Genomic DNA, 22416 nt, shown 5'->3' with positions numbered 1-22416 from the left:
TAAAAGAAAAAACTATGAGTGATAAAGGAATAACAACGATCAACCCAGCTACAGAGGAAAAACTAGACTTCTATCCATTCATGACAGATCATGAATTGACGGGAGCTATTGCAAAATGTCATGAAGCTTTTCTAGAGTGGAAAACCAAAACCGTTGAAGAACGAGGTAAGGTTTTAAAAGCTATTGGGAAGAAACTGAAAGACAACAAAGCTGAACTTGCCAAACTAATGACTGCTGAAATGGGAAAATTACTTTCCCAAAGCGAACAAGAAGTTGATCTTTGTGCCGGTATCTGTGATCACACCGCTAAAATTGCCCCTAAAGAACTTGCAGATGAGGAGCGTGAGTTACCTAATGGTGGTCGTGGACTGATTACCTATTCTCCTATTGGAGTTATATATGGAATTCAGCCATGGAATTATCCTGCTTATCAAGTAATACGCTATGCTATTGCAAATCTTGTAGCTGGTAACGGTGTTTTATTGAAGCATGCAGAATCTGTTACTGGATGTGGTGAAAAAATCAGAGAGATCTTTGAAGAAGCTGGATTACCCAAAAATTTATTTACAACATTGGTGATTAGCCATAATCAATCTGACAAAGTAATCAATAATGATCTTGTGCGTGGAGTAACCTTAACAGGCAGCCCAACAGCAGGTGAGATTATTGGAGAGAAAGCTGGTAAAGCGTTAAAACCTATGGTTCTAGAATTGGGATCAAATGATGCTTATATCGTGCTGGAAGATGCAGACCTTGAAGTAGCGGTAGAAGCTTGCGTAAAAGGAAGAATCTACAACAACGGAGAAACATGTATCGCTGCAAAACGATTTATAGCTGTGGACGCTATTTATGAAGATTTCAAAAGAGAATTTGTAAAAGCTATGAAAGACATCAAACATGGTGATCCTACAAGTGATGAATTTGATATGGGACCTATGGCACGCAAAGACTTACGAGAAGATTTACACACACAAGTACAAAACAGTGTAAAAAACGGAGCTAAAGTTCTATGTGGCGGTGAGCTACCAGAAGGAAAAGGGTATTATTATCCTTCAACAGTGATGGAGAATATCCAACCAGGACAACCAGGATATGATGATGAACTATTCGGACCAGTTGCCTCACTTATTAAGGCAAAAGATGCTGATGATGCAATGCGTATTGCAAACGATAGCCGCTTTGGGTTAGGTGGTGGAATCTTTTCAAAAGACGAAGACAAAGCCTTTGAAATGGCTAGCAAACATTTTGATACAGGAATGGTATTTGTAAACTCCTTTGGACTTGCACAACCTAATATGCCATTTGGTGGTGTGAAGAGATCAGGTTTTGGTCGTGAGCATGGAGGATTTGGTATGAAGGAATTTGTAAATGTCAAAGCAATCATGAGATTGCAAGACTAATAGCAATTGCATAAAATTAAAAACCACGGCGATGCCGTGGTTTTTTTTATTATGTGATATTTCAAGTCCTATTCCATTTCGTCCAACTCATCTGTTGGATCCCAGAAAACGTAAGCTAGATCCTGCACTTGATCGTCAACGACCTTGACTCCTTCACTTTCCAATAATTGATTCATCAAATTAGAGCCTTGAAAATGATGCTTCCCAGTAAGTAATCCTTTACGGTTCACGACTCTATGTGCTGGAACATCAGCATCTGAATGCGACGCATTCATAGCATAACCTACCGCACGACTACTGCGCGGCGCTCCTAGATAGGATGCAATAGCACCATAGCTAGTGACTCTTCCAGCAGGAATTTGCTTTACAACCTTGTAAACTTTTTCAAAAAAATCTGTTGCCATTAATTGATTCTTATTAAAGTAAAAACAGCAATTGCTAGCGTTAACGCAGATAATAGGTAGTGAACTTTTCTAGCAAATGTATCGCTATCAAATTTCAGTTTTTTCACGTATTTAATGTAAGCGCAAAGCATTAAAAATGTTCCTATACTGGCACCTATAATAAAAAGATGTGCGGTAGGAAATTCAAAGATAAAGGCGTCCCTACTTGCGAGAAAAGAACTAAAACCCAAATAAAACGGAATGGGAAAGATATTAAGAGCAGATAAAATAATTCCTTGACCTACCAGCTTAAAATCAGATTTATGAACAGTCTTGAACTCTGGTTTACTATCCAATCTGGCTCTAATGAAGAAGAAAATACTAAGGCCAAAAAATATAATAATAGCAAAGCGTTCCACCAGCAGCAAAACATCTGGATTGAGACTCAACAATTTTGAGAAAAACACGCCGATATAAACTTGTGCAATCACAACTGATGAAGCTCCTATTGCAAAAAGTATGGCAGCTCGCTTGCCGCTTTCAACACTTATTTTTGCGGCTGTCAAATTGAGTAATCCTGGCGGTATCACACCTAAGAACCCAATTGTAAAACCGAACAACAAGTGTAAAAAATAGGTCATTGACGCAGCTTGAACTTCATATAAGTGATGGCTTTTCCTGTCTCAAGATACTGCTTTTCATAAAATGTTTGTGTGCCTATGACTTCTTCTGGTGCCTCAGTATTTGTGTAGATGTTGTGATGCGCATAGAGGATTTCCTCACCTAGACCTTCCAGTAATCCCAGTGTGTAACCGTGCATATATTCGCTATCGGTTTTGAGATGGATCAATCCGTCGGGCTTCAAGATCGTTCTGTAGCGATCCAAAAATTCAGGGTTGGTCATGCGGTGTTTGGTGCGCTTGTATTTAATCTGAGGATCTGGAAATGTGATCCATATTTCTGATATTTCCGCTTTCGCGAAAGCGAGATCTACCAACTCGATCTGTGTTCTCAAAAAAGCAGCATTATCCAGCTTTTCCTCTACGGCCGTTTTTGCACCACGCCAGAAACGCGCACCCTTAATGTCGATACCTATAAAGTTGCGATTGGGATATTTGCGGGCGAGCGCAACGGTATATTCGCCTTTACCACAGCCCAATTCTAACGTGATGGGATTATCATTACCGAAGAATTGTGACCATTTACCATTCCACTCAAACCCTTCAACCATCTCTTCCCGTGTAGGTTGTACGACATTTGGAAAGGTTTCATTCTCCTTAAATCGCTTCATTTTATTCTTACTTCCCACAACAATTATTTAAAGGTTAGATAAAGTGCGTTTTTGATACTGCACAAAGGCAAGGTGTATTTTTACCGCATGCAAATATCCAAAAACATTTTGGTTGCACCTCTTAATTGGGGTTTAGGTCACGCAACCCGATGTATTCCTATTATCCAAGCATTATTGGACAATGGAGATCACCCTATTATTGGGAGCGATGGTGATGCGCTTGCTCTACTTAAAAAGGAATTTCCACATCTTACCGCTATTGAGTTGCCGGCATACGATGTTACCTATGCAGAAAAAGGCGAAAACCTCAAACTGAAACTGCTAAAAGATTCCCCTAAAATATGGAACGCGATACGACTGGAGCATCAACTACTCCAGCATCTCATTCACAAACATGAATTACATGGAGTTATTAGTGACAACAGATTGGGGCTCTATACCAGAACGGTTCCTTGCGTTATTATGTCTCACCAGTTGCAAGTCCTGTCTGGCGGAACGACATGGTTGAGCACGCAACTACACTTGCATTATATCAAAAAATTCAATGCTTGCTGGATTCCTGATCATCAAACAGCACCAAACCTAACGGGTAAACTTTCTTTAAATACAGATCCTACCCTTGAGAAAGTATATCTGGGGCCAATAAGTAGGTTCAAGAAATTAGCTGAAGAACAGTTTACCTATGATCTTCTCGTTTTATTATCTGGTCCAGAACCTCAACGCAGTATTCTCGAAAAAAAGCTACTGCAGGAAGTAAAGAGTTATCATGGTAAAGTTTTATTCGTAGCCGGTGTCATAGAACCAGAGCCACGTGTGGAAATAAAAGGTAGAATTACCTATTACAATTATCTATCCACCACAGGACTACAAAAAGCTATCCAACGATCTCGGGTTGTGTTATGCCGTAGTGGTTACACAAGCATCATGGATTTATGTGAACTGGGAAAAAAGGCATTTTTAATTCCAACACCTGGCCAGTTTGAGCAGGAATATCTAGCCCAACATCTCAAAGTACAAGGATTGGCGCCATTTGCCACTCAAGATGAATTTGAGATTAAAATGCTTGACCAGCTAGATGATTACAAAGGTTTAGGGAAACTTCAAGAAGAAGCGCTCTCACTTACTTCTTTGATAGAGTTGACTTTTTCTAGAGTGAATGAGAATTCAGAGCCTATACCTAATTCACTATCAACATAGATCCTTTCCTGATGGGCTTCTACGATGTGTTTAACTATCGCAAGGCCTAATCCAGAACCACCTTCACGTCTTGACCCTGTACGATCTACTCTAAAGAATCGCTCAAAGAGTCTTGGGATGTACGCTTTGTCAATACCTTCACCATTATCGGTTACTCTAAGAATAATTTTACTGTTGATGAGATCCTCGATAGCAATTTCAGTAGTTCCATTTTTCTTGCCGTACTTGATCGAATTCACTAAAAGGTTAGCGATGACCTGCTGGATGCGTTCCTGATCTGCATGCACCATAATAGGATTGGGATAGATCATATCAAAAACGAGCGATATGCTTTTTTTTGCGGCCTTCATCTCAAATTGGTCAAAAGTCTGGCGCACCAGCTCCACAATATCAAAATCTGTTTTATCGAGATTCATGTCACCTATCTCCAATTTTGTGATCATGTCCATATCATTCACGATATAGGTCAAGCGCTCCACTCCTTTTTGAGCACGGGCAAGATATTTTTTACGTATTGCTTTGTCCTTATGAGCTCCTTCAATAAGAGTATCAATGTATCCTTGCACCGTAAATAATGGAGTTTTCAATTCATGAGAAATATTCCCGAGAAATTCTTTCCTATATGCCTCGCGAACTTTTAATGTTTCAATCTCAATCTTTTTGTTGCGGGCAAACTGCTCTACTTGTCTTGTAAGCGTGCGCATGTCTGTTGCGATCTCGCGATCTGCAAAATTGGTAGATTCAAGAAGTGAGACATCCTCGTAGATTTTCTTGATCCTGCGATAAATAAATTTTTGAACACGGTATTGAATGACCAGAAAACATATAATCAAAACGCTGGGTAAAAAGACTGCAAATTGCCATGGTTGAATAGTCGCACCGCTTAAGTGTAGAGTTAGCAGCAATACAGCAACAATGAGCGTAATAAAAACAGAAGATCTTAACGCAAATCTATAGCTGGGCCTTGTGCTACTTTTACTTGGATTGGACATATTTATAGCCTACTCCTTTAACGGTTTTAAAACGTTTATCACCCAGTTTTTCACGCAGTTTTCTGATGTGAACGTCGATGGTCCTACCACCTACAACCACTTCATTTCCCCATACGACATCAAGGATTTCTTCTCTTGTATAGACTTTACCAGGTTGCCCGGTAAGAAGCGATAAAAGTTCAAACTCTTTGCGAGGTAGTATGAGTTCTTCCTTTTTGAAGAAAATTTTATACTGATCTCTATCAATAATAAGATCGCCCAACTTTTTGACGTTCTCCTCAGTATCTTTTTCTGCTACGTTGCGTCGCAAGAGTGATTTTACTTTAGAAACCAAAACCCTAGGTTTCACCGGCTTTGTGATATAATCATCTGCACCAGCATCAAAACCTGCAATCATGGAGTAATCCTCGCCTCTGGCGGTTAAAAAAGTAATGATGGTTTTATCCAGCTCAGGCATCTTGCGCATTTTCTCGCAAGCCTCAATTCCATCCATTACTGGCATCATAACATCAAGGATGACAAGATCTGGTTTTTTCTTTTTGGCTTTTTTGATAGCCTCTTCACCATTTTCTGCCGTATAGACTTGATAACCTTCGTTTTTGAGGTTATAGCTTACGATTTCCAGAATATCACGCTCATCGTCAACAAGCAGGATCTTTACTTTGGATTCTTTCATAATGGTTTTTCTGGATAGCTAAGTTACTCAACTTTGCAAACACTTTGACCTGATCAAGGTTAGCATATGGTTAAGTATCAAATTGGTAATTTTTGAAGATGTTTTTTGACGTTATCGCTTTCGCGAAAGCGTGCTAACCTTCATCCTATCGCATATCAACGCACTTCATCGAACACAACGTTATCTAATCATTAAATCCCAAAAGCCAATCAGATTTAATCGCTTCAACCTTATATATTTGCGGAAAATCCTATACAAATGAAACAAACTTACTCTCTGATCGTGATGTTCTTTATGGCAGCGATCGCCTTTGCACAACAACCAATAATTACTGCGATAGTAGATGGTAGCTGTTCAAGTACACCCAAATTTTTTGAAATTTATGCTGATACAGATGTGGACCTATCTCAATACGCCGTTGAGCTTCAAAGCAACAGTAACACCACATGGAGCAACACCACTACATTAGAGTACACATTTTCTGAATCTCGTACGACTAACTTTGTTTACGTTATAGCAAACAGTTCAAGTCTCACGACTTTTGAAGCCGAATATCCAGGAGTTTCAACCGAAGCTACATTGCTTTCTGGTGCTGCCAACTTCAATGGTGATGATCGTATACGCATTATTGAGATAGCAACCGGTACGGTGGTAGACCAATACGGTGAAGAAGGTACCGATGGTTCGGATACAGTTTGGGATTATCTTGACACTTACGCAAATCGCGTTGATGGAACTGGTCCAGATGCAGGTTTCAATTCTGCAAACTGGTCATACGCTCCAATAAACGCCCTAGATACTCAAGGAATCTGTAATAACGGTAGTCAAACTTTAGAGACTGTTACTAATACAGGCACATATTCTCCAACCGCTTCTACCGAGCCTACATTAAATGTCAATGGGAGCCCGATAACTGGATTAGATTATTTCACAAACAACGGACCATCTGAGGAAGGTGTATTTACGGTTTCGGCGACGAACTTAGAAAGCTCTGTTATTATATCTTCAGAGGATTTTGAGATTTCACTTACTAGTGGAGCAGGATTTTCAAAAGAAATAATAATTGCATTTCCATCTAATGGTGTTTTTCCTACTACAGATGTTTTCGTAAGATTACCTGCTGGTCTAACGCCTGATGACTACTCAGATTTAATTACAGTGAATTCTACTAACGCAACAGAAGAAACTGTTGATGTTTCAGGAACAGTTACCGCTGACGATCCATTTATTACGATTGCAGGAAATGTAGAGGGATTAAGTTACAATGAAGGATCTGGTCCTTCTGGATTGGATGCATTTGGAGTATCTGGTATGTTCTTGACTGAAAGCATAACGGTTGCCGTAGATAATGAGTTTGAATTATCCCTAGATGAAGAAGGTTCATTTTCAAGCGCTGTTTCTATTGCACCAGTAGATGGTACAGTTGAAAATACCACCGTTTTCATACGCTTAAGAGCCGGTGAGACTGCTGGAGATTACACTGGCACAATAACAGCAACGTCAACTGGAGCTGAAAACCAGACTTTATCTGCTAGCGGGACTGTAAATGCAGCAGCAACTTGTGCCGCAATAGGTAGTATTATTGTTACAGAGGTATTACCTAATCCTGGAGTTACAGGAGATTCTTCCGGTGAATATTTCGAGTTATACAACACAACAGACACAAATATTGATATTCAATCTTGGATCTTGAGAGATCAAGATTCTGATACTCATACCGTTACTGAATCAGTTGTTGTGCCAGCAAATGGTTATGCACTGCTTGCTACAAGTGCAACTGATAACGGTGGACTTTCACCGCTTTATGTTTACAGTTCATTTGCACTTGCAAATGGTGGCGATGAAATTGTTATTGAATGTGGAGGCGCTATAATTGATGAGATTGCATACAATAGTGGAGACTGGCCATATTCAAACGGAGTTTCCATGGAACTTGCTAACAACAGCTTAGATGCAACTTCAAACGATGACTCGAACAATTGGTTTGCAGCTACTTCAACTTACGGTGATGGTGATTTAGGAACTCCTGGAGCAGTGAATGATGCCACTCTTTCTAATGGTAGCATTGAAAATATTCAATTCTCTATCTATCCTAACCCAGCAACTTCTGGAACTTTGAATATCAATTCTTCTAACGGTCAATCTTTTGATGTAGAAATTTATTCAACCTTAGGACAACAAGTAATTTCACAAAAATCAGTAGCAAGAGCGATCAACATCAGCAGCTTGACAACTGGTATGTATATCGTTAAAATCTCTCAAGGAGATGCATCACAAACTAGAAAGCTAGTAGTGAAGTAGTAACAAACAACTTATGAATAGAAGCGCCGCTGCAAATCCAGCGGCGCTTTTTGTTTATTTTTGAACCAAAATAGACCAAGTGAAATTTCCAGTTTTTGATATTGATTCTGATAACCAATTCAACGATATGGCCATGGAAATCTATCGCTATCAATTGGAACAAAATCAGGTCTACAAGAAATATTGTTCTTATCTTAAAAAGACTCAAGCGACTAGAGTAAACGGGATACCATTTCTACCTATTTCTTTTTTCAAATCCCATCAGATAACAACAATTCCTGACGTGGAGCCAGAAATAATTTTCACCAGCAGTGGAACCACAGGATCAACCACCTCAAAACATCTCGTTTCTAACCTAGAAATCTATAATCAGAGCCTAGATCACAGTTTTAAAAAATTCTATGGAAATCCTCAAGACTATGTTATCCTTGCTTTGTTACCGCATTATTTGGAACGTACTGGATCGTCGTTAGTATATATGGTGGATCGCTGGATCCAGCAATCAGATGATGAAAGAAGCGGATTTTATTTAAACAATCTGACTGACCTTGCCGCAATCCTTGAGGATCTGCAGCAATCTGATCGCAAGGTGATTTTGATAGGCGTTACGTTTGCATTACTTCAACTCGCCGAGCAGTTCCCGATGGATCTCAACAACACCATCATTATCGAAACAGGCGGCATGAAAGGCATGCGTAAGGAAATGATAAAATCAGAACTACACAGTATATTGAAGTCCGCTTTTGCGAAAGCGCAAATTCACAGTGAATACGGCATGACAGAACTTCTCTCTCAAGCCTACGCACCAGATGGTATTCATTTTAAATTACCACCATGGATGCGCGTGAATGCTAGAGAAACTAATGATCCTTTATCAAAACTAGGTCATGGGAAAACTGGAGGTTTGAACGTTATTGATCTGGCGAACTATGAATCTTGCCCATTCATCGCAACACAAGATTTATGCAAAACCCATGCAGACGGAACCTTTGAAGTTCTGGGAAGATTTGATAATTCTGATATACGTGGTTGTAATCTGATGGCTATCAATTAATTGCTGGCAATTCAGAAATTATATTGAAAAGCAGATATTGTACTTTACTAAGCTGTTCGTTTGAAAACAAGAACCGTAAACAATCCTAACAAGCCAGCACCTATTCCATAAACAAAACGCATCTCGGTGGAACCCAGTGGTTGAGTAAAAAAGAATATAATCGCCACAACGCAAGCAACGATCATTAAAAAACGCGCCATTAGTTGATGTGATTTTTTCATAAGACGAAATTTATAAGACCTAAAACACAATCGTTTTAATCATCAGGTGCGGAATTAATTCCGCACCTGATGATGGGAAGTCGAAAATTATTCTACCAACACAAGAAAGTAATTCTTCTTACCACGCTGCACCAAAATCATACTGCCAGCAATGATATCGTTGACTCCAACAATCTTGTCGTCGTCAAACTTTTCTTTATTGATGGCGAGACTGTTCTCTTTCAATGCTCTTCTCGCTTCACTATTGGAAGGTAGAAAGCCTGTGACATCTGTTAAAAATGGAACGATCTCAATACCTTTCTCAACTTCAGATCTTGAAATGGTGGTTTGTGGAACACCTTCAAAAATTTCAAATAACGTTTCTTTATCCAGCTTGTTCCATTGTTCCATGGAAACCTTTTTAGAAAATAATATGCTGCTCGCTTCAACCGCAGTCTCATACGCATCGCGACCGTGAACCATGACGGTCACTTCTTCAGCGAGTTTTTTCTGGAGCACTCTGTAGCCTGGATCTTTGGCGTGTTCTTCAATTAGTTCGTTGCAGGTTTTCTCATCTAGAAATGTAAAGATTTTGATCCAGTTGATGGCATCTTCATCCGTTGCTGTGATCCAGAATTGGTAGAACTTATAAACGCTGGTCTTATCGGCATCTAGCCAGATGTTACCAGCTTCGGTTTTACCAAATTTTGTTCCGTCAGCTTTAGTGACTAGCGGTGTTGTGAGTGCATAAGCCTTACCACCAGTAATCCTACGAACTAATTCAGTTCCTGTGGTTATATTTCCCCATTGATCAGAACCACCTATCTGTAGCTTGCAATTGAGATCATTATATAGATGTACAAAATCATAACCTTGAAATAGTTGGTAAGTGAACTCAGTAAAACTCATCCCATCACCTTCACCAGAAACTCTTTTCTTTACAGAGTCCTTAGCCATCATGTAATTTACTGTGATGTGTTTCCCTATATCACGAGCAAAATCAATCAGGCTAAAATCCTTCATCCAGTCGTAGTTGTTCACTAACTGCGCTCTAGTTTCCTTGGGGCCATCCTCAAAATCAATAAATCTTGAAATAACCGATTTCACACCAGCGATATTCTTGTCCAGAATATCTTGAGTCAACAAATTACGTTCTGCGCTTTTACCTGATGGGTCACCTATCATACCAGTCGCTCCGCCTATCAACGCAATAGGTCTATGACCAGCACGCTGCAAGTGCATCAATAGAATAATCTGCACCATACTACCTATGTGCAGGGAATCTGCAGTCGGGTCAAAGCCTATATAACCGCTCACCGTTTCAGCGTTGAGCAATTCTTCCGTATCTGGCATGATATCGTGAATCATACCGCGCCATTGCAGTTCTTTGACAAAATCGTAGGACATAATCTAGGTTTAAAGCCTGCAAATATATGGGCTTTACGCAACTTGCGGGCGCACAACGGCGGCTATTCCGTATTTTTACAGACATGATTCTAGTCACAGGAGGAACTGGTCTGGTAGGCGGCCATTTGTTATATCGCTTTCGCGAAAGCGAACAAATCATCAATGCTATTTACAGAACCACGGAGTCCATTGATATCACAAGGCGCATCTTTGATACTTATAATACTGGAGACGCTGCGCTGGTAGATAACATCAACTGGATCCACGCCGATATTCTTGATTTGCCAAGTCTTGAACAAGCCATGGAAGGCATTACCCAAGTCTATCATTGCGCTGCAGCGCTGGAGGCAGATTCTTTTGAAGAAATGAAAAAAGTCAACGTCACGGGAACCCAGCATCTCGTTGATTTATCGATAGCTCTAAACATTAAGAAGTTTTGTTATGTAAGCAGTATCTCGACATTGGGGAATCCGATAGCTAAAAAACCAATTAACGAGGAGGATTTCTTTAATCCAGATGCCAAAAATACCGATTATGCTATCTCAAAATATGGTGGTGAAATGGAAGTCTGGCGTGCCTCACAGGAAGGATTACCTGTAATTATTGTTAATCCTGGAGTTATTCTAGGAGAAGGCGCATACGACAAAGGAAGTGGCAAATTATTCCAGAAAACGAACGAAAAACAACCGTTTTACACTTCAGGAAGTTCTGGATTTGTGGATGTTCGTGATGTAGTTGCCATCATGCAGCAACTCATGGAATCTGATATTAAAGGAGAACGATACATTCTGATTGCTGAGAACGTGAAGTTTAAAAAGCTGCTAGATCTAATCGCTGAAAAGCTTGAAGTTAAAAAACCCTCTATCAAACTGCGTAAATGGATGCTTTATAGCGCCTATCTGATACTTAAAATACCATCGTGGTTAGGAATAACAAAAGGACTAAGCCGCGCGCAAATTCATTCCCTAACTTCTAAAACGACTTATAGCAATGATAAGATCAATACGACTCTAGGATATGAATTTATAAATTTGAAGGAAAGTATTGAAAGAGTAGCTTTAGATTTTAAAGCTTAAGTTGGATAGCCTAGCTATTCATTTTCTGGATCTCTTTCGAGCTTTCCTTCAGGCTTAAGCAATTTTGGCTTTTCTTGGTCCTGATTTCTTATCTTATTATCAACGGTATCTCTCAAAACTTCCATTTGAGCTTGTACCATTTCCATCAGCTCAAGGTATTTGTCGTTGCGATCTGTATAGTAGAATAGGTTCTCTGTAAACGTGATACTATCTGTATCGTATTTATCATAGATAAAATCGTGGGGTAGCAATTTGAGTTCTGTAAATGTAGCACGATTGTTTGTCATGGAGGCTTCCATTAAATAGAGGTCTGCCATGATATCTACCATTTTGTCATCACCGTAAAACTCATCTGGCTTGGGCGCATTTTGAATGTCTGCACATGCGGCCATTGTGAATAGGGCAATACAAATTGCTAGTCTTTTCATCTTTTGAAAGTTAATGCCTGAGCTGCCTTAGCCTCATGGACTTTAAAGTTTTTATAAACGACCTGTCCGTTCACTAAGGTATGCGAAATACGGCTTTTAAAAGTAACACCTTCAAAAGGTGACCACCCACATTTTGCAAGAATGTTTTCTTTAGTTACTGTCCAAGGATTGTTCGTATCCACGACCACTAAATCTGCCTTGAATCCTTCACGTATGAATCCGCGATCTGGAATATCAAATAGTATTGCTGGATTGTGACACATCTTCTGTACTACTTTCTCAATGGTAATACGTTCCTGATGCACAAATTGCAGCATAGCTGTCAACGCATGTTGCACGAGCGGTCCACCGCTAGGTGCTTTTAAATAAGAGTTTGATTTTTCTTCAATAGTATGAGGCGCGTGGTCTGTGGCGATGACATCAATCCTATCATCCAGCAATGCTTTCCATAATTGCTCACGATCATCCTCTGACTTTACAGCGGGATTCCATTTGATTTTTGAACCTTTGGTTGCATAATCCTCATCTGTAAACCATAGGTGATGGATGCAGACCTCTGCTGTAATCTGCTTGTCTTTAAGAGATGCTTTCTTCTCAAATAAAGCCGTTTCCTTACCTGTTGATAAATGAAACACATGGATACGCGCTCCGGTTTTTTGAGCCAGCTTTATCGCTTGGGAACTACTCTTGTAACACGCCTCGACACTACGTATGACTGGATGTTGATCAAAAGGTATTTCTTCACCGTAGGTATCAATAGCTTTTTGAAGATTCTCTTTGATGGTTTCTTCATCCTCACAATGCAATGCGATTCTTAATTTGACTTTAGAAAAGATCTTCTTAAGCACTTCAACATTATCAACGAGCATATTTCCCGTAGAAGATCCCAAGAACAATTTAAGTGCTGGAATTCTGGAGGTATCTGCCTTGAGAATTTCTTCCAGATTATCATTGGTGCCACCTAGCATAAAAGCATAGTTGGCATAACTATCTTGAGCAGCTATGTCCATCTTTTTTTGCCACTCTTCCATGCTCGTGGTTTGTGGTATCGTATTAGGCATCTCCATGAATGAAGTAATTCCTCCTGCAACTGCAGCCGCACTTTCACTGGCAATATCACCTTTGTGAGTCAATCCTGGTTCCCTAAAATGGACCTGATCATCAATCACACCTGGAAGCACATATTTACCTTCTACATCAATGATGGATGTGTCACCGCTTTTTGCGCTTATACTATCTGCTATCTCAACAATGGTATCGCCTTCAATATAAATATCACCGGTAAACACTTGCATGTCCGTAACTATTCTGGCGTTCTTTATCAATGTCTTTTTCATACTTCCAACGTGCCTATTAGGCTTTTCATTTTCATTTTCAATATACCGGTAACGGCTTCTCCTATAATTCCAGTACTCATTTTTGACTGGCCTCTTCGGCGATCAGTAAATATGACTGGTATTTCTACAATAGTTGCTTTCAATAAGTAGGCCTTAAATTTCATTTCTATCTGAAAAGCATATCCTACAAATCTAATCTTGTCGAGATTCAGCTTTCGCAAAAGCGAAACTTTAAAGCATTTGAATCCAGCCGTGGTGTCGTGAATGTCCATTCTAGTGACAAATCTGACATATTTTGAAGCCAAATAAGACAAAAGAACTCTTGACATGGGCCAATTAACCACATTTACTCCTTTCACATAACGGCTTCCTATAGCGAGATCTGCACCGTGAATGGCACAGGCGTCATACAATAGCTGAATGTCTGCCGGATTGTGTGAAAAATCTGCATCCATCTCAAATACATACTCATAATCACGCGACATCGCCCATTTGAAACCATGGATATAGGCCGTTCCCAATCCCGATTTTTTTTTTCTAACCTCAAGAAAAAGTCGATCAGGAAAATCTGCCATTTTTTCCTTTACTAATGCAGCCGTTCCATCTGGCGAATTATCATCTACTACCAGCAAATGAATTCCCGGATAATCGCCTAATACCGCATCAATCATGAGCGTGATATTTTCCCGCTCGTTGTAGGTTGGTATGATGACTATTGTAGGGTTCATAGAAGCTCACAAAAGTAAGAAATTATACTGCTGACTTTTCTTGACGATCACAAAATCCTCTTATTTTTACGATCCTATGGATGCGCTCTATCGTATTACTGAATCGCTTGACTGGATTAGCCTGATCATATTTGGGTGTATGCTATCTGTGGCACTGGCAAGACAATTTACCACACTGCCACTCACAGAGTTCTTGAGCGTTTATGTAAGTTCCAGATTTATCAAGATATCACAAGATGGAAGGGTTGACAATCATCATTCTTACAGATACATTGGTCTAATCATTTATGGGATTAGTATTTCCTTAATCATCTTCAAGCTAGTTGACACTCCATCTAGCGATAGAGGCTTCACAGATTTCGTTCTTATTCTAACTGCAGTAAGCGCTTTTCTAATCTTTAAACATTACCTCTCAAAATTGTTGGCAACAGTGGCAAGTTTTGATGATTTGTTGACATCCATTGACCATGAACGCAATCTTTACCGTGCTGCTTTAAGTGTTTTATTGATGGTCGTAGTGATTTTTATGTACTATGTTTTCCCATCCTCAAACAGTTTTATATTAGTGGTCGCTGCCATCGCTGGCGTCGTAATTTTTATCTATCATTTTTTGGTTTTTTATAACCACCTCAATCTGATCACCACTTCATTTTTCTATTTTATTTTGTATCTTTGCGCGCTTGAAATCGCACCCTACCTGCTTTTGTATAAGTACATTACGGTGTGAACCCTTTACCAATAAAGAAAAATGCGTATGAAAGTGAAAACGATTTTAGTTTCCCAACCTGAACCTAAAATGGAAAATTCACCTTACCAAAGTCTCGTTGATCGGACTAAGGTCAAGATTGATTTTCGCTCCTTTATTCATGTAGAAGGCGTATCTGCAAAAGAGGTTCGCGAGCAGAAAGTCGACCTCAGTAAATACACTGCCATCATTCTTACTAGCCGCAATAGTGTGGACCACTTTTTTAGAGTGGCAGAAGAGATGCGTTACAAAATTCCAGACACCCTAAAATATTTCTGCCAGAGTGAAGCTGTAGCATATTACCTTCAAAAATACGTGGTGTACAGAAAGCGTAAAATCTATGTAGGCAAACGCACGTTTCCAGAGTTGATGCCATTGATCAAGAAACACAAAAACGAATCGTTCCTTTTACCTACTACAGATAAACTTAAGGACCTCGTTCCTGAGCAACTGGATGAGTTAGGTATCAAATGGAAAATGGCTACTTTTTTTAAAACTGTCATCAGCGATCTTTCAGACCTTGCAAATGTGAAGTATGATGTTTTGGTTTTCTTTAGCCCTAGTGGGATAGAGTCCTTGTTTCAGAATTTTCCGGAATTCAAGCAAGACGGCACTAGAATCGCTGTTTATGGAAACACGACCAGTCAGGCTGCTAAGGATAAAGGCCTGCGCATCGATATTCAAGCACCTACTCCAGAATCACCTTCCATGACCATGGCTATTGAAAATTATATAAAGACCTTAGGTTGATATAATTTGTTGAATGATGACGCTTTCGCGAAAGCGTAACTTCTCAAAATCCTAAATAATAAAAAACGTCCCATTCAGCTGAATGGGACGTTTTTACTTTAAAGAAAAATCTATTATTTCAATGGACCACCAGCAATGATCTCTGGACTAGCCTGACCTTCAAACTTCTTAAAGTTCTCTCTGAAAAAGCGCGTCAATTTAGCCGCAGTCTCGTAGTAACCTGTATCATTATTCCATGATTTTCTTGGACTCAACACCTCAGTTGGGACATTGGGAACCACTCGTGGCTGTGCAAGTCCGAACATAGAATGAGTATGGTAATTATCTTTATTAGCCGCTTCAAGTGAACCATCTAATGCCGCCTTAATCATAGCTCTTGTATACTTAAGAGGCATGCGGTGACCTACACCATAAGGTCCACCAGTCCAACCGGTATTTATTAACCATACAGTGACACCTTGTTCTTTCATCTTATTACTAAGCATTTGTGCGTACTTAGTTGGGTGTAGTGGCATAAATGGCGCACCAAAGCATGCAGAAAAGCTAGGCTGTGGTTCTGTAACTCCAGCTTCAGTTCCCGCAACTTTTGCGGTATAACCACTAATAAAATGGTAAGCTGCCTGACCTGGCGTTAGTTTAGAGATAGGAGGCAAAACACCGAAAGCATCTGCCGTCAAAAAGAAAATATTCTTTGGATTTTTACCAACTGAAGGCTCCTTGATGTTATCAATATGGTGAATAGGATAACTAACTCGTGTATTTTGTGTGATAGAAGTATCCTCAAAATTTACAGATCCATCATCATTCAAAACCACATTTTCAAGGATTGCTCCTGGTTTGATAGCGTTGAAGATTTCTGGCTCTTGTTCTGCATTAAGATTTATCACTTTTGCATAACAACCACCTTCAAAATTGAACACTTCATTGCTGGCAGTCCAGCCATGTTCATCGTCACCTATCAATTCTCTTTCTGGATCTGTAGAAAGGGTAGTTTTTCCTGTACCGCTCAATCCAAAAAATATGGCTGTATTTCCATCTTTACCAACGTTTGCACTACAGTGCATAGGCAATGTATTCTTATAAACGGGTAGTATAAAATTAAGTGCACTAAATATTCCCTTTTTGATCTCGCCAGTATAACCAGTACCACCAATAAGTGCAATTTTATCAGTAAAGTTTAAAATCGCAAAGTTGTGCTGGCGCGTGCGGTCGATCTTAGGATCTGCCATAAAACCTGGAGCGTTGATAATCGTCCATTCTGGAGAGAATGAATTCAATTCTTCCTGATCAGGTCTCAAAAACATGTTATAAGCAAACATATTTGACCATGGATACTCATTAATGACTCTCAAGTTTAAACGGTAATCCTGATGTGCGCAAGCATATGCATCGCGTACAAAAAGTTCTTTACCATCGAGGTAATCTGTAACGCGAACCAATAGATTGTCAAAGTCTTTTTTATTAAATGGGATGTTTACATTTCCCCACCAGACTAACTCATCAGTTACTTGATCTTTTACAATGAATCGATCCATAGGCGATCGCCCTGTAAATTCACCAGTGTTGATGGCAAGAATACCATTATTAGTCTCTTTACCTCCATAATCTTTAACCGAAATTGCCTGAAGCTCTTCAGGACTTAATTGATAATTGATTTTTGAATTGTTGATACCAAAATTAGATAACGAAATCGTTTGCGTTGCTACTTTGTTAGAAGCCATAATTTAGTGAAATTCAAGTTGTTTTTGCAAAAGTAGAAATTTAAAGTCCTCTCAGGCAAGCATTCTATAATTTATATAAGCTAACTTTAACAATTCCATAAATCCAACCGCTGATCAACAACAAACCACCAATGGGTGTAATGGGGCCTAAAAAACGAGCATCGATTCCATAAATAGATCCCGTTGATAGTAAAAAAATACTCCAACTAAATAAGACAGTACCGGCAGTAAATAGGATCCACAAAACATTCTTGGAGCTATTAGATAAAATCTTTACCTGGGAAAATATCATCAACGCGAGACCGTGATACACTTGATACCTCACTCCAGTCTCAAAACTACGCAGCTGATCGTCAGTTAGGTAGTTCTCTAAGGCATGGGCAGCCATTGCACCTAGCACAACCGCTACGAGCATAAAAACACTACCTGTTATCAATAACTTCTTTTCCATTTTAAGGGTTATGTAAGTGAAGAATTTTAACTTCAACCAAAATTACAACAGCAATGCGACACATCTTAATTATAGGTGCTGGAAAATCCACAGGAGTACTAGTTGATTACCTAATAAAGAAAGCAGAAAAGGAACATCTAAAAATTACAATAGCAGACAAATCCATCGAAGCGGCAACAAAGCTTACTCAGGATAATCAAAATGCCGCCGCGATTGAGCTGGACATCTTCAATGCCCAAGCTAGAAAAGAACAAATCAAAGCGGCCGATATTGTTATCTCCATGCTGCCCGCTAGATTTCATATTGAGGTTGCAAAAGACTGTGTTGAAATGGGAAAAAACATGGTTACTGCAAGCTATGTGAGTCCAGAAATGAAAGCTTTAGACGCGCAAGCCAAGGAAAAGAAACTCGTCCTGATGAATGAAATAGGAGTTGATCCTGGAATTGATCATATGAGCGCCATGCAAGTGATTGATCGCATTAAAAACAAAGGTGGCAAAATGATTTTGTTTGAATCATTTACTGGTGGCCTTGTGGCTCCAGAAGATGATAACAACCTATGGAATTATAAATTCACCTGGAATCCCAGAAATGTGGTGGTTGCTGGACAAGGTGGCGCTGCAAAGTTTATTCAGGAACATAAGTATAAATACATTCCTTACCACAGACTTTTCCGTAGGACAGAATTTCTGGAAGTGGATGATTATGGTCGATTTGAAGCTTATGCTAATAGAAATAGCCTACAGTACAGAGAGATTTATGGTCTAGACGATATAGCAACTTTGTATCGCGGCACAATGCGTCGTGTAGGTTTTAGCAAGGCGTGGAACATGTTCGTGCAATTGGGAATGACAGACGACTCTTATATTCTCGATGATTCCATGAATATGACTTATCGCGAGTTTGTAAACAGTTTTCTACCATATTCACCTACTGACAGTGTGGAGCTCAAAATGCGTCATGAATTGAAAATTGATCAAGATGACATCATGTGGGAAAAACTAGCTGAACTAGATCTTTTTAACAACCAGAAAACCATCGGTATTCAAGAAGCGACCCCAGCAATGGCGCTTCAGAAAATATTGGAAGACAGCTGGACGCTCAAAGAAGGCGAAAAGGATATGATTGTCATGTATCACAAATTTGGTTATGAAATTGATGGTGAGAAAAAGCAGATTGACAGCACAATGGTCTGCCTGGGCGATGGCGACCATCAAACAGCCATGGCAAAAACCGTTGGACTTCCCGTAGCCATTGCGGCACTTGCCATCTTGAATGGAACGATTAAATCTTATGGCGTGCAAATCCCAATTTCCAAAGAAATCTACGAACCTATTCTAGAAGAACTTGAGGAATATGGAATTCGCTTTCGCGAAAGCAAAACTCCCTATCTAGGCTACAACGCTTTACATCGCTAGCGTCTACGCATATAGATTGAGATGAAATAGAGCAAGGTGGCTAATGAACCTATAGCAGCTACTAAATAGGTGCGCGCTGCCCATTTGAGCGCGTCCTTTGCTCCTGCATGTTCGTTTTGCGTCAACATGTTTTCATTCTCCAACCAGGCTAGTGCGCGGTTACTGGCATCATATTCAACCGGCAATGTGATAAAGGCAAAAAGCGTTCCCATACCGTACATAATAATTCCTAATAACAATACATAACTTCCAAAAGCGGTACTCGCAGCAAGTGCCAGTCCACCTAAAAGTACCCATTGAGAATATTTAGAGGCGATACTTACTACAGGAACCAATTTTGAACGTATTCCCAGCCACGAGTAGGCACGAGCATGCTGCACCGCATGACCTACCTCGTGTGCAGCAACCGCTGCTGCAGCTGCGTTACGTTGAGAATATACAGGTTCACTAAGATTGACTGTTTTTTTGGATGGATTATAATGATCTGTAAGCTGACCTTTAACTGAGATCACATCAACATCAGTAATGCCGTTATCTGACAGCATTTTTTCAGCGATTTGTGCTCCTGTTAATCCGTTCTGGAGTTGAATCTGTGAGTATTCCTTAAATTTCGATTTGAGCTTATTACTCACATAGGCACTGATCAAAAATACCAGACCACCTATTATATAATATCCTATCATGATAATGTATTCTAATTAAAATTAGCGCAATCGCTATTGATCCTATCGTAATCTGATCTTAAAAGTATTGGGTTATCGATCAAAACCCCAATTGCTGATATCAGTTCTTATACCAAAATTAAACCAGGTTGTCGTCGCATCTTGAACCACAGCATTATCAATTTCTGGGGAAATATTGCGATAGATAAACTGTCCATAAACCTTTAGATTGCTTGCGGGATTAATGAGATAACCAGCTTCCAACTCACCATAATAAAAAGGTGCATTGTTACCCTGAGCAACTGCATTTCCATTATCTGCGATACGATCATCTTCAGTCCTGTAAATATTACCGCCATAATAAGCGTTGTCTCCGTTTGCCAAGAAATCAAAACCACGTTCTCCTAAAATAGCTTTGGCAATTCCATACCATCGATCCTTACTATATCTAGCAATGAAAATGGCCTCATAAAAACTCGCGCCCCATGGATGCGCCAGCGCCTGATTACTGTTGCCGTAATTTAAAACGATCGTGTTGTGACTGTAAGTATAAGGTCTAACCCGATTGTATTCTGCTTGAAGCATAAGGTTGGGAACAGAAAAGGCATTTTGATATTTAAGACCTAGCTGATAAGCGCTTTTGTTTTGATAACTTCCATTCCCGCTAGTAACAGCCTCGCTAGAAAATTCATCTAGAACTAATTGTCCATAACCTGTCAAGCGGTCTGTGATTTTATATTTTCCAGTGACACCTAATAATGCGTTCCCGCCACGAGATCCCGTTTCAAGTTCAACCGTCTGGTAAAAGATCAATGGGTTCAAATAGTTGAAGTCAAAACCTCTTCCATTATCATCTTGCCACAACACACTTTCAAAGAAGCCAAGCGTTAAACGCTTAGTGGCATTCCAGCTTAGATAATGATGTGTCATGTATTTAGTCCTGAAAGAATCATCTGCGGTGACTTCTGGACGAACGTCTCTAAGCGAAGTGTACAAAACGGTATAATCGATTTTCCAAAATTTGGCATTTACTTTCACATACGGAAACGGCTGCGAGTTATCGCTCAAAACCAGTGAGCGATGACCATCGCCTATAAAATGTTGACCATGACCTATTTGTAGATCAAAATACTTGCTGGGCTTGTAATTCACATAACCTGTCGCAACCGGATAATCATAGATATTTTCGCCGCCATCTTCTGCAATACCACGGCCAGGAACAATACCTGGATTACCACCATCTGGTGCACGTTGGGTTATTTCCCTATTGAAATATTGGGCAAAACGACCTTGAGATTCCTGTATGGTTGCTCCAAAAGTGATTTGTTTCCCAACGCCTCCATTCAACGCCACCAACCTTGTGTTGTTGAAAGTATTTACTTCCTCACCTGTGTCTTTTCCTATCTGTAGATCCACTCCTGGATCGATCACGAACCAGTAATCCTCTCCAGCTACTTCAAAGAAATGCTCGTTCCATAACTTGCGACCGAACCACGTTCCGGCATCTTTAAGCAACGAATTACGCTCTTCTTCCAGGTCAAAATATTCGCTTACATAATTGAACGTGTATGGCTTAACGGCTGTGTGTGCATTGTTCCCTATTCTGTTCATTGCTGCCTCATACCGCTGGTATCGCTGGTATGAAAATGGGATTATTGCATTGGACCTTAATTCTTGTCCATCATATTTATCAGATTGTATGGTGCTGTAATTGTTGTTCGCTTTCGCGAAAGCGATATCATCACCAGCATCCTGCATCTTTGAATCGCCTTGCTCGTCATTTCTATTGAAGATGTAAAAGGATCCATTTTCCTTCATAGGAAGTTGCAGGTTGACGATAAACTGCATGAAGGTAGGATTGCCGTTGTAGATGGCAGGTTCTATCGTTTCCAGCTCGCCAAATGCGGTATATAGCGATTCTTTAATAGACGCTGTAGGAGCATCAAAAATGATGGGATTAAAACTTCCCTCGCGATCAACCTCAAAACGCAAAGTCGCCTTTGCAGATGTACTGTCTGCTGCTGTGGTTTGCATCACATCATACAGGCTGTTATATAACTCCTGATAGAAGCATTCTTCTAATGAGGAAGCTGTGGTTATGCTGTCACAAGCGGGAAAAACGGGAAAGGTTTCCAGCTCGCTTTGAGCAAATGCAAAACCTCCAATAAAAAGAGCCCAAACGGCGCATATCATTTTCAT

At 39.9% G+C, this 22416-nt stretch carries 22 protein-coding genes; 8 read left to right on the top strand and 14 right to left on the bottom strand.

What is annotated here, in order from left to right:
• Positions 1 to 14: 14 nt before the first annotated feature.
• The gene (locus BLO34_RS12985) at positions 15 to 1400 is read left to right on the top strand and encodes an NAD-dependent succinate-semialdehyde dehydrogenase (RefSeq protein ID WP_090755905.1); all 1386 of its coding nucleotides are present in this window, start codon (positions 15 to 17) and stop codon (positions 1398 to 1400) included.
• A gap of 68 nt (positions 1401 to 1468) precedes the next feature.
• On the opposite strand, the gene BLO34_RS12980 is transcribed toward BLO34_RS12985, so the two are convergent.
• From BLO34_RS12980 to trmB, 3 genes are read right to left on the bottom strand one after another with little or no spacing between them, the layout of a single operon-like run.
• A complete protein-coding gene (locus BLO34_RS12980) occupies positions 1469 to 1804 on the bottom strand; it encodes an MGMT family protein (RefSeq protein WP_090755903.1) in 336 nt (111 codons plus the stop codon).
• The gene (locus tag BLO34_RS12975) at positions 1804 to 2424 is read right to left on the bottom strand and encodes a LysE family transporter (RefSeq protein ID WP_090755901.1); all 621 of its coding nucleotides are present in this window, start codon (positions 2422 to 2424) and stop codon (positions 1804 to 1806) included. Before BLO34_RS12975 ends, BLO34_RS12980 begins: the two co-directional genes overlap by 1 nt.
• On the bottom strand, positions 2421 to 3092 hold the full coding sequence (gene trmB / locus BLO34_RS12970; RefSeq protein WP_090755899.1) for a tRNA (guanosine(46)-N7)-methyltransferase TrmB: 672 nt from the start codon (positions 3090 to 3092) through the stop codon (positions 2421 to 2423). The genes BLO34_RS12975 and trmB overlap by 4 nt, the downstream gene beginning before the upstream one ends.
• Positions 3093 to 3125: 33 nt before the next feature.
• Here trmB and BLO34_RS12965 point away from each other — a divergent pair, with 33 nt between their 5' ends.
• Positions 3126 to 4271 carry a glycosyltransferase gene (locus BLO34_RS12965; protein ID WP_317039233.1) on the top strand — a complete coding sequence of 382 codons (1146 nt, stop codon included), beginning with the start codon at positions 3126 to 3128 and terminating at the stop codon, positions 4269 to 4271.
• Here BLO34_RS12965 and BLO34_RS12960 read toward each other — a convergent pair.
• Positions 4175 to 5263, bottom strand: coding sequence for a sensor histidine kinase (locus BLO34_RS12960; RefSeq protein WP_090755896.1), 1089 nt, complete (start codon positions 5261 to 5263; stop codon positions 4175 to 4177). The two genes, BLO34_RS12965 and BLO34_RS12960, sit on opposite strands and share 97 nt — an antisense overlap.
• Positions 5247 to 5939, bottom strand: coding sequence for a response regulator transcription factor (locus BLO34_RS12955; RefSeq protein ID WP_090755895.1), 693 nt, complete (start codon positions 5937 to 5939; stop codon positions 5247 to 5249). Before BLO34_RS12955 ends, BLO34_RS12960 begins: the two co-directional genes overlap by 17 nt.
• A 258-nt stretch (positions 5940 to 6197) precedes the next feature.
• On the opposite strand from BLO34_RS12955, the gene BLO34_RS12950 reads away from it, so the two are divergent.
• Positions 6198 to 8240 carry a lamin tail domain-containing protein gene (locus BLO34_RS12950; protein WP_090755893.1) on the top strand — a complete coding sequence of 681 codons (2043 nt, stop codon included), beginning with the start codon at positions 6198 to 6200 and terminating at the stop codon, positions 8238 to 8240.
• A gap of 79 nt (positions 8241 to 8319) precedes the next feature.
• Positions 8320 to 9294: an acyl transferase gene (locus tag BLO34_RS12945; protein WP_231959499.1), complete on the top strand. Its 975-nt coding sequence runs from the start codon at positions 8320 to 8322 to the stop codon at positions 9292 to 9294.
• Between the two features lie 47 nt (positions 9295 to 9341).
• Here BLO34_RS12945 and BLO34_RS14600 read toward each other — a convergent pair whose 3' ends face one another.
• Positions 9342 to 9515, bottom strand: coding sequence for a hypothetical protein (locus BLO34_RS14600; protein ID WP_157686827.1), 174 nt, complete (start codon positions 9513 to 9515; stop codon positions 9342 to 9344).
• Between the two features lie 87 nt (positions 9516 to 9602).
• Positions 9603 to 10901, bottom strand: coding sequence for a tyrosine--tRNA ligase (gene tyrS, locus BLO34_RS12940; protein ID WP_090755891.1), 1299 nt, complete (start codon positions 10899 to 10901; stop codon positions 9603 to 9605).
• Between the two features lie 26 nt (positions 10902 to 10927).
• On the opposite strand from tyrS, the gene BLO34_RS12935 reads away from it, so the two are divergent.
• A complete protein-coding gene (locus BLO34_RS12935; protein WP_231959498.1) occupies positions 10928 to 11977 on the top strand; it encodes an NAD-dependent epimerase/dehydratase family protein in 1050 nt (349 codons plus the stop codon).
• Positions 11978 to 11991: 14 nt separating this feature from the next.
• Here BLO34_RS12935 and BLO34_RS12930 read toward each other — a convergent pair whose 3' ends face one another.
• Genes BLO34_RS12930 through BLO34_RS12920 form a run of 3 tightly spaced genes read right to left on the bottom strand, consistent with a single transcriptional unit; the run spans position 11992 to position 14470 of the window.
• Entirely contained in the window at positions 11992 to 12405 is a 414-nt protein-coding gene (locus tag BLO34_RS12930; RefSeq protein ID WP_090755888.1) for a DUF4296 domain-containing protein, read from the bottom strand.
• Entirely contained in the window at positions 12402 to 13742 is a 1341-nt protein-coding gene (locus BLO34_RS12925) for a dihydroorotase (protein WP_090755887.1), read from the bottom strand. Before BLO34_RS12925 ends, BLO34_RS12930 begins: the two co-directional genes overlap by 4 nt.
• Complete coding sequence (locus tag BLO34_RS12920) at positions 13739 to 14470, bottom strand: polyprenol monophosphomannose synthase (RefSeq protein ID WP_090755885.1); 732 nt, start codon at positions 14468 to 14470, stop codon at positions 13739 to 13741. The genes BLO34_RS12925 and BLO34_RS12920 overlap by 4 nt, the downstream gene beginning before the upstream one ends.
• Before the next feature lie 40 nt (positions 14471 to 14510).
• Here BLO34_RS12920 and BLO34_RS12915 point away from each other — a divergent pair, with 40 nt between their 5' ends.
• Both BLO34_RS12915 and BLO34_RS12910 read left to right on the top strand, forming a co-directional pair.
• On the top strand, positions 14511 to 15197 hold the full coding sequence (locus BLO34_RS12915; RefSeq protein ID WP_172823971.1) for a DUF4271 domain-containing protein: 687 nt from the start codon (positions 14511 to 14513) through the stop codon (positions 15195 to 15197).
• Between the two features lie 27 nt (positions 15198 to 15224).
• Positions 15225 to 15965 carry a uroporphyrinogen-III synthase gene (locus BLO34_RS12910; protein WP_090755883.1) on the top strand — a complete coding sequence of 247 codons (741 nt, stop codon included), beginning with the start codon at positions 15225 to 15227 and terminating at the stop codon, positions 15963 to 15965.
• Positions 15966 to 16078: 113 nt separating this feature from the next.
• Here the strand turns inward: BLO34_RS12910 and pckA are convergent, their stop codons facing one another.
• Together pckA and BLO34_RS12900 are read right to left on the bottom strand one after the other, a co-directional pair.
• Complete coding sequence (gene pckA / locus BLO34_RS12905) at positions 16079 to 17686, bottom strand: phosphoenolpyruvate carboxykinase (ATP) (RefSeq protein WP_090755881.1); 1608 nt, start codon at positions 17684 to 17686, stop codon at positions 16079 to 16081.
• Positions 17687 to 17750: 64 nt separating this feature from the next.
• The gene (locus BLO34_RS12900; protein WP_090755880.1) at positions 17751 to 18137 is read right to left on the bottom strand and encodes a DUF423 domain-containing protein; all 387 of its coding nucleotides are present in this window, start codon (positions 18135 to 18137) and stop codon (positions 17751 to 17753) included.
• A gap of 53 nt (positions 18138 to 18190) precedes the next feature.
• Between BLO34_RS12900 and BLO34_RS12895 the strand changes: the two genes are divergently transcribed.
• Positions 18191 to 19555: a saccharopine dehydrogenase family protein gene (locus tag BLO34_RS12895; protein WP_090755878.1), complete on the top strand. Its 1365-nt coding sequence runs from the start codon at positions 18191 to 18193 to the stop codon at positions 19553 to 19555.
• Here BLO34_RS12895 and BLO34_RS12890 read toward each other — a convergent pair.
• Both BLO34_RS12890 and BLO34_RS12885 read right to left on the bottom strand, forming a co-directional pair.
• The gene (locus tag BLO34_RS12890; protein WP_090755877.1) at positions 19552 to 20238 is read right to left on the bottom strand and encodes a zinc metallopeptidase; all 687 of its coding nucleotides are present in this window, start codon (positions 20236 to 20238) and stop codon (positions 19552 to 19554) included. The two genes, BLO34_RS12895 and BLO34_RS12890, sit on opposite strands and share 4 nt — an antisense overlap.
• Positions 20239 to 20310: 72 nt before the next feature.
• On the bottom strand, positions 20311 to 22416 hold the full coding sequence (locus tag BLO34_RS12885) for a capsule assembly Wzi family protein (protein ID WP_231959497.1): 2106 nt from the start codon (positions 22414 to 22416) through the stop codon (positions 20311 to 20313).

Origin of the sequence: Nonlabens sp. Hel1_33_55 (assembly GCF_900101765.1) — a bacterium.
Classification (GTDB): Bacteria; Bacteroidota; Bacteroidia; order Flavobacteriales; family Flavobacteriaceae; genus Nonlabens.
Note: the sequence above shows the minus strand (reverse complement) of the source record. Positions and strands in the feature narration are given on the sequence as shown.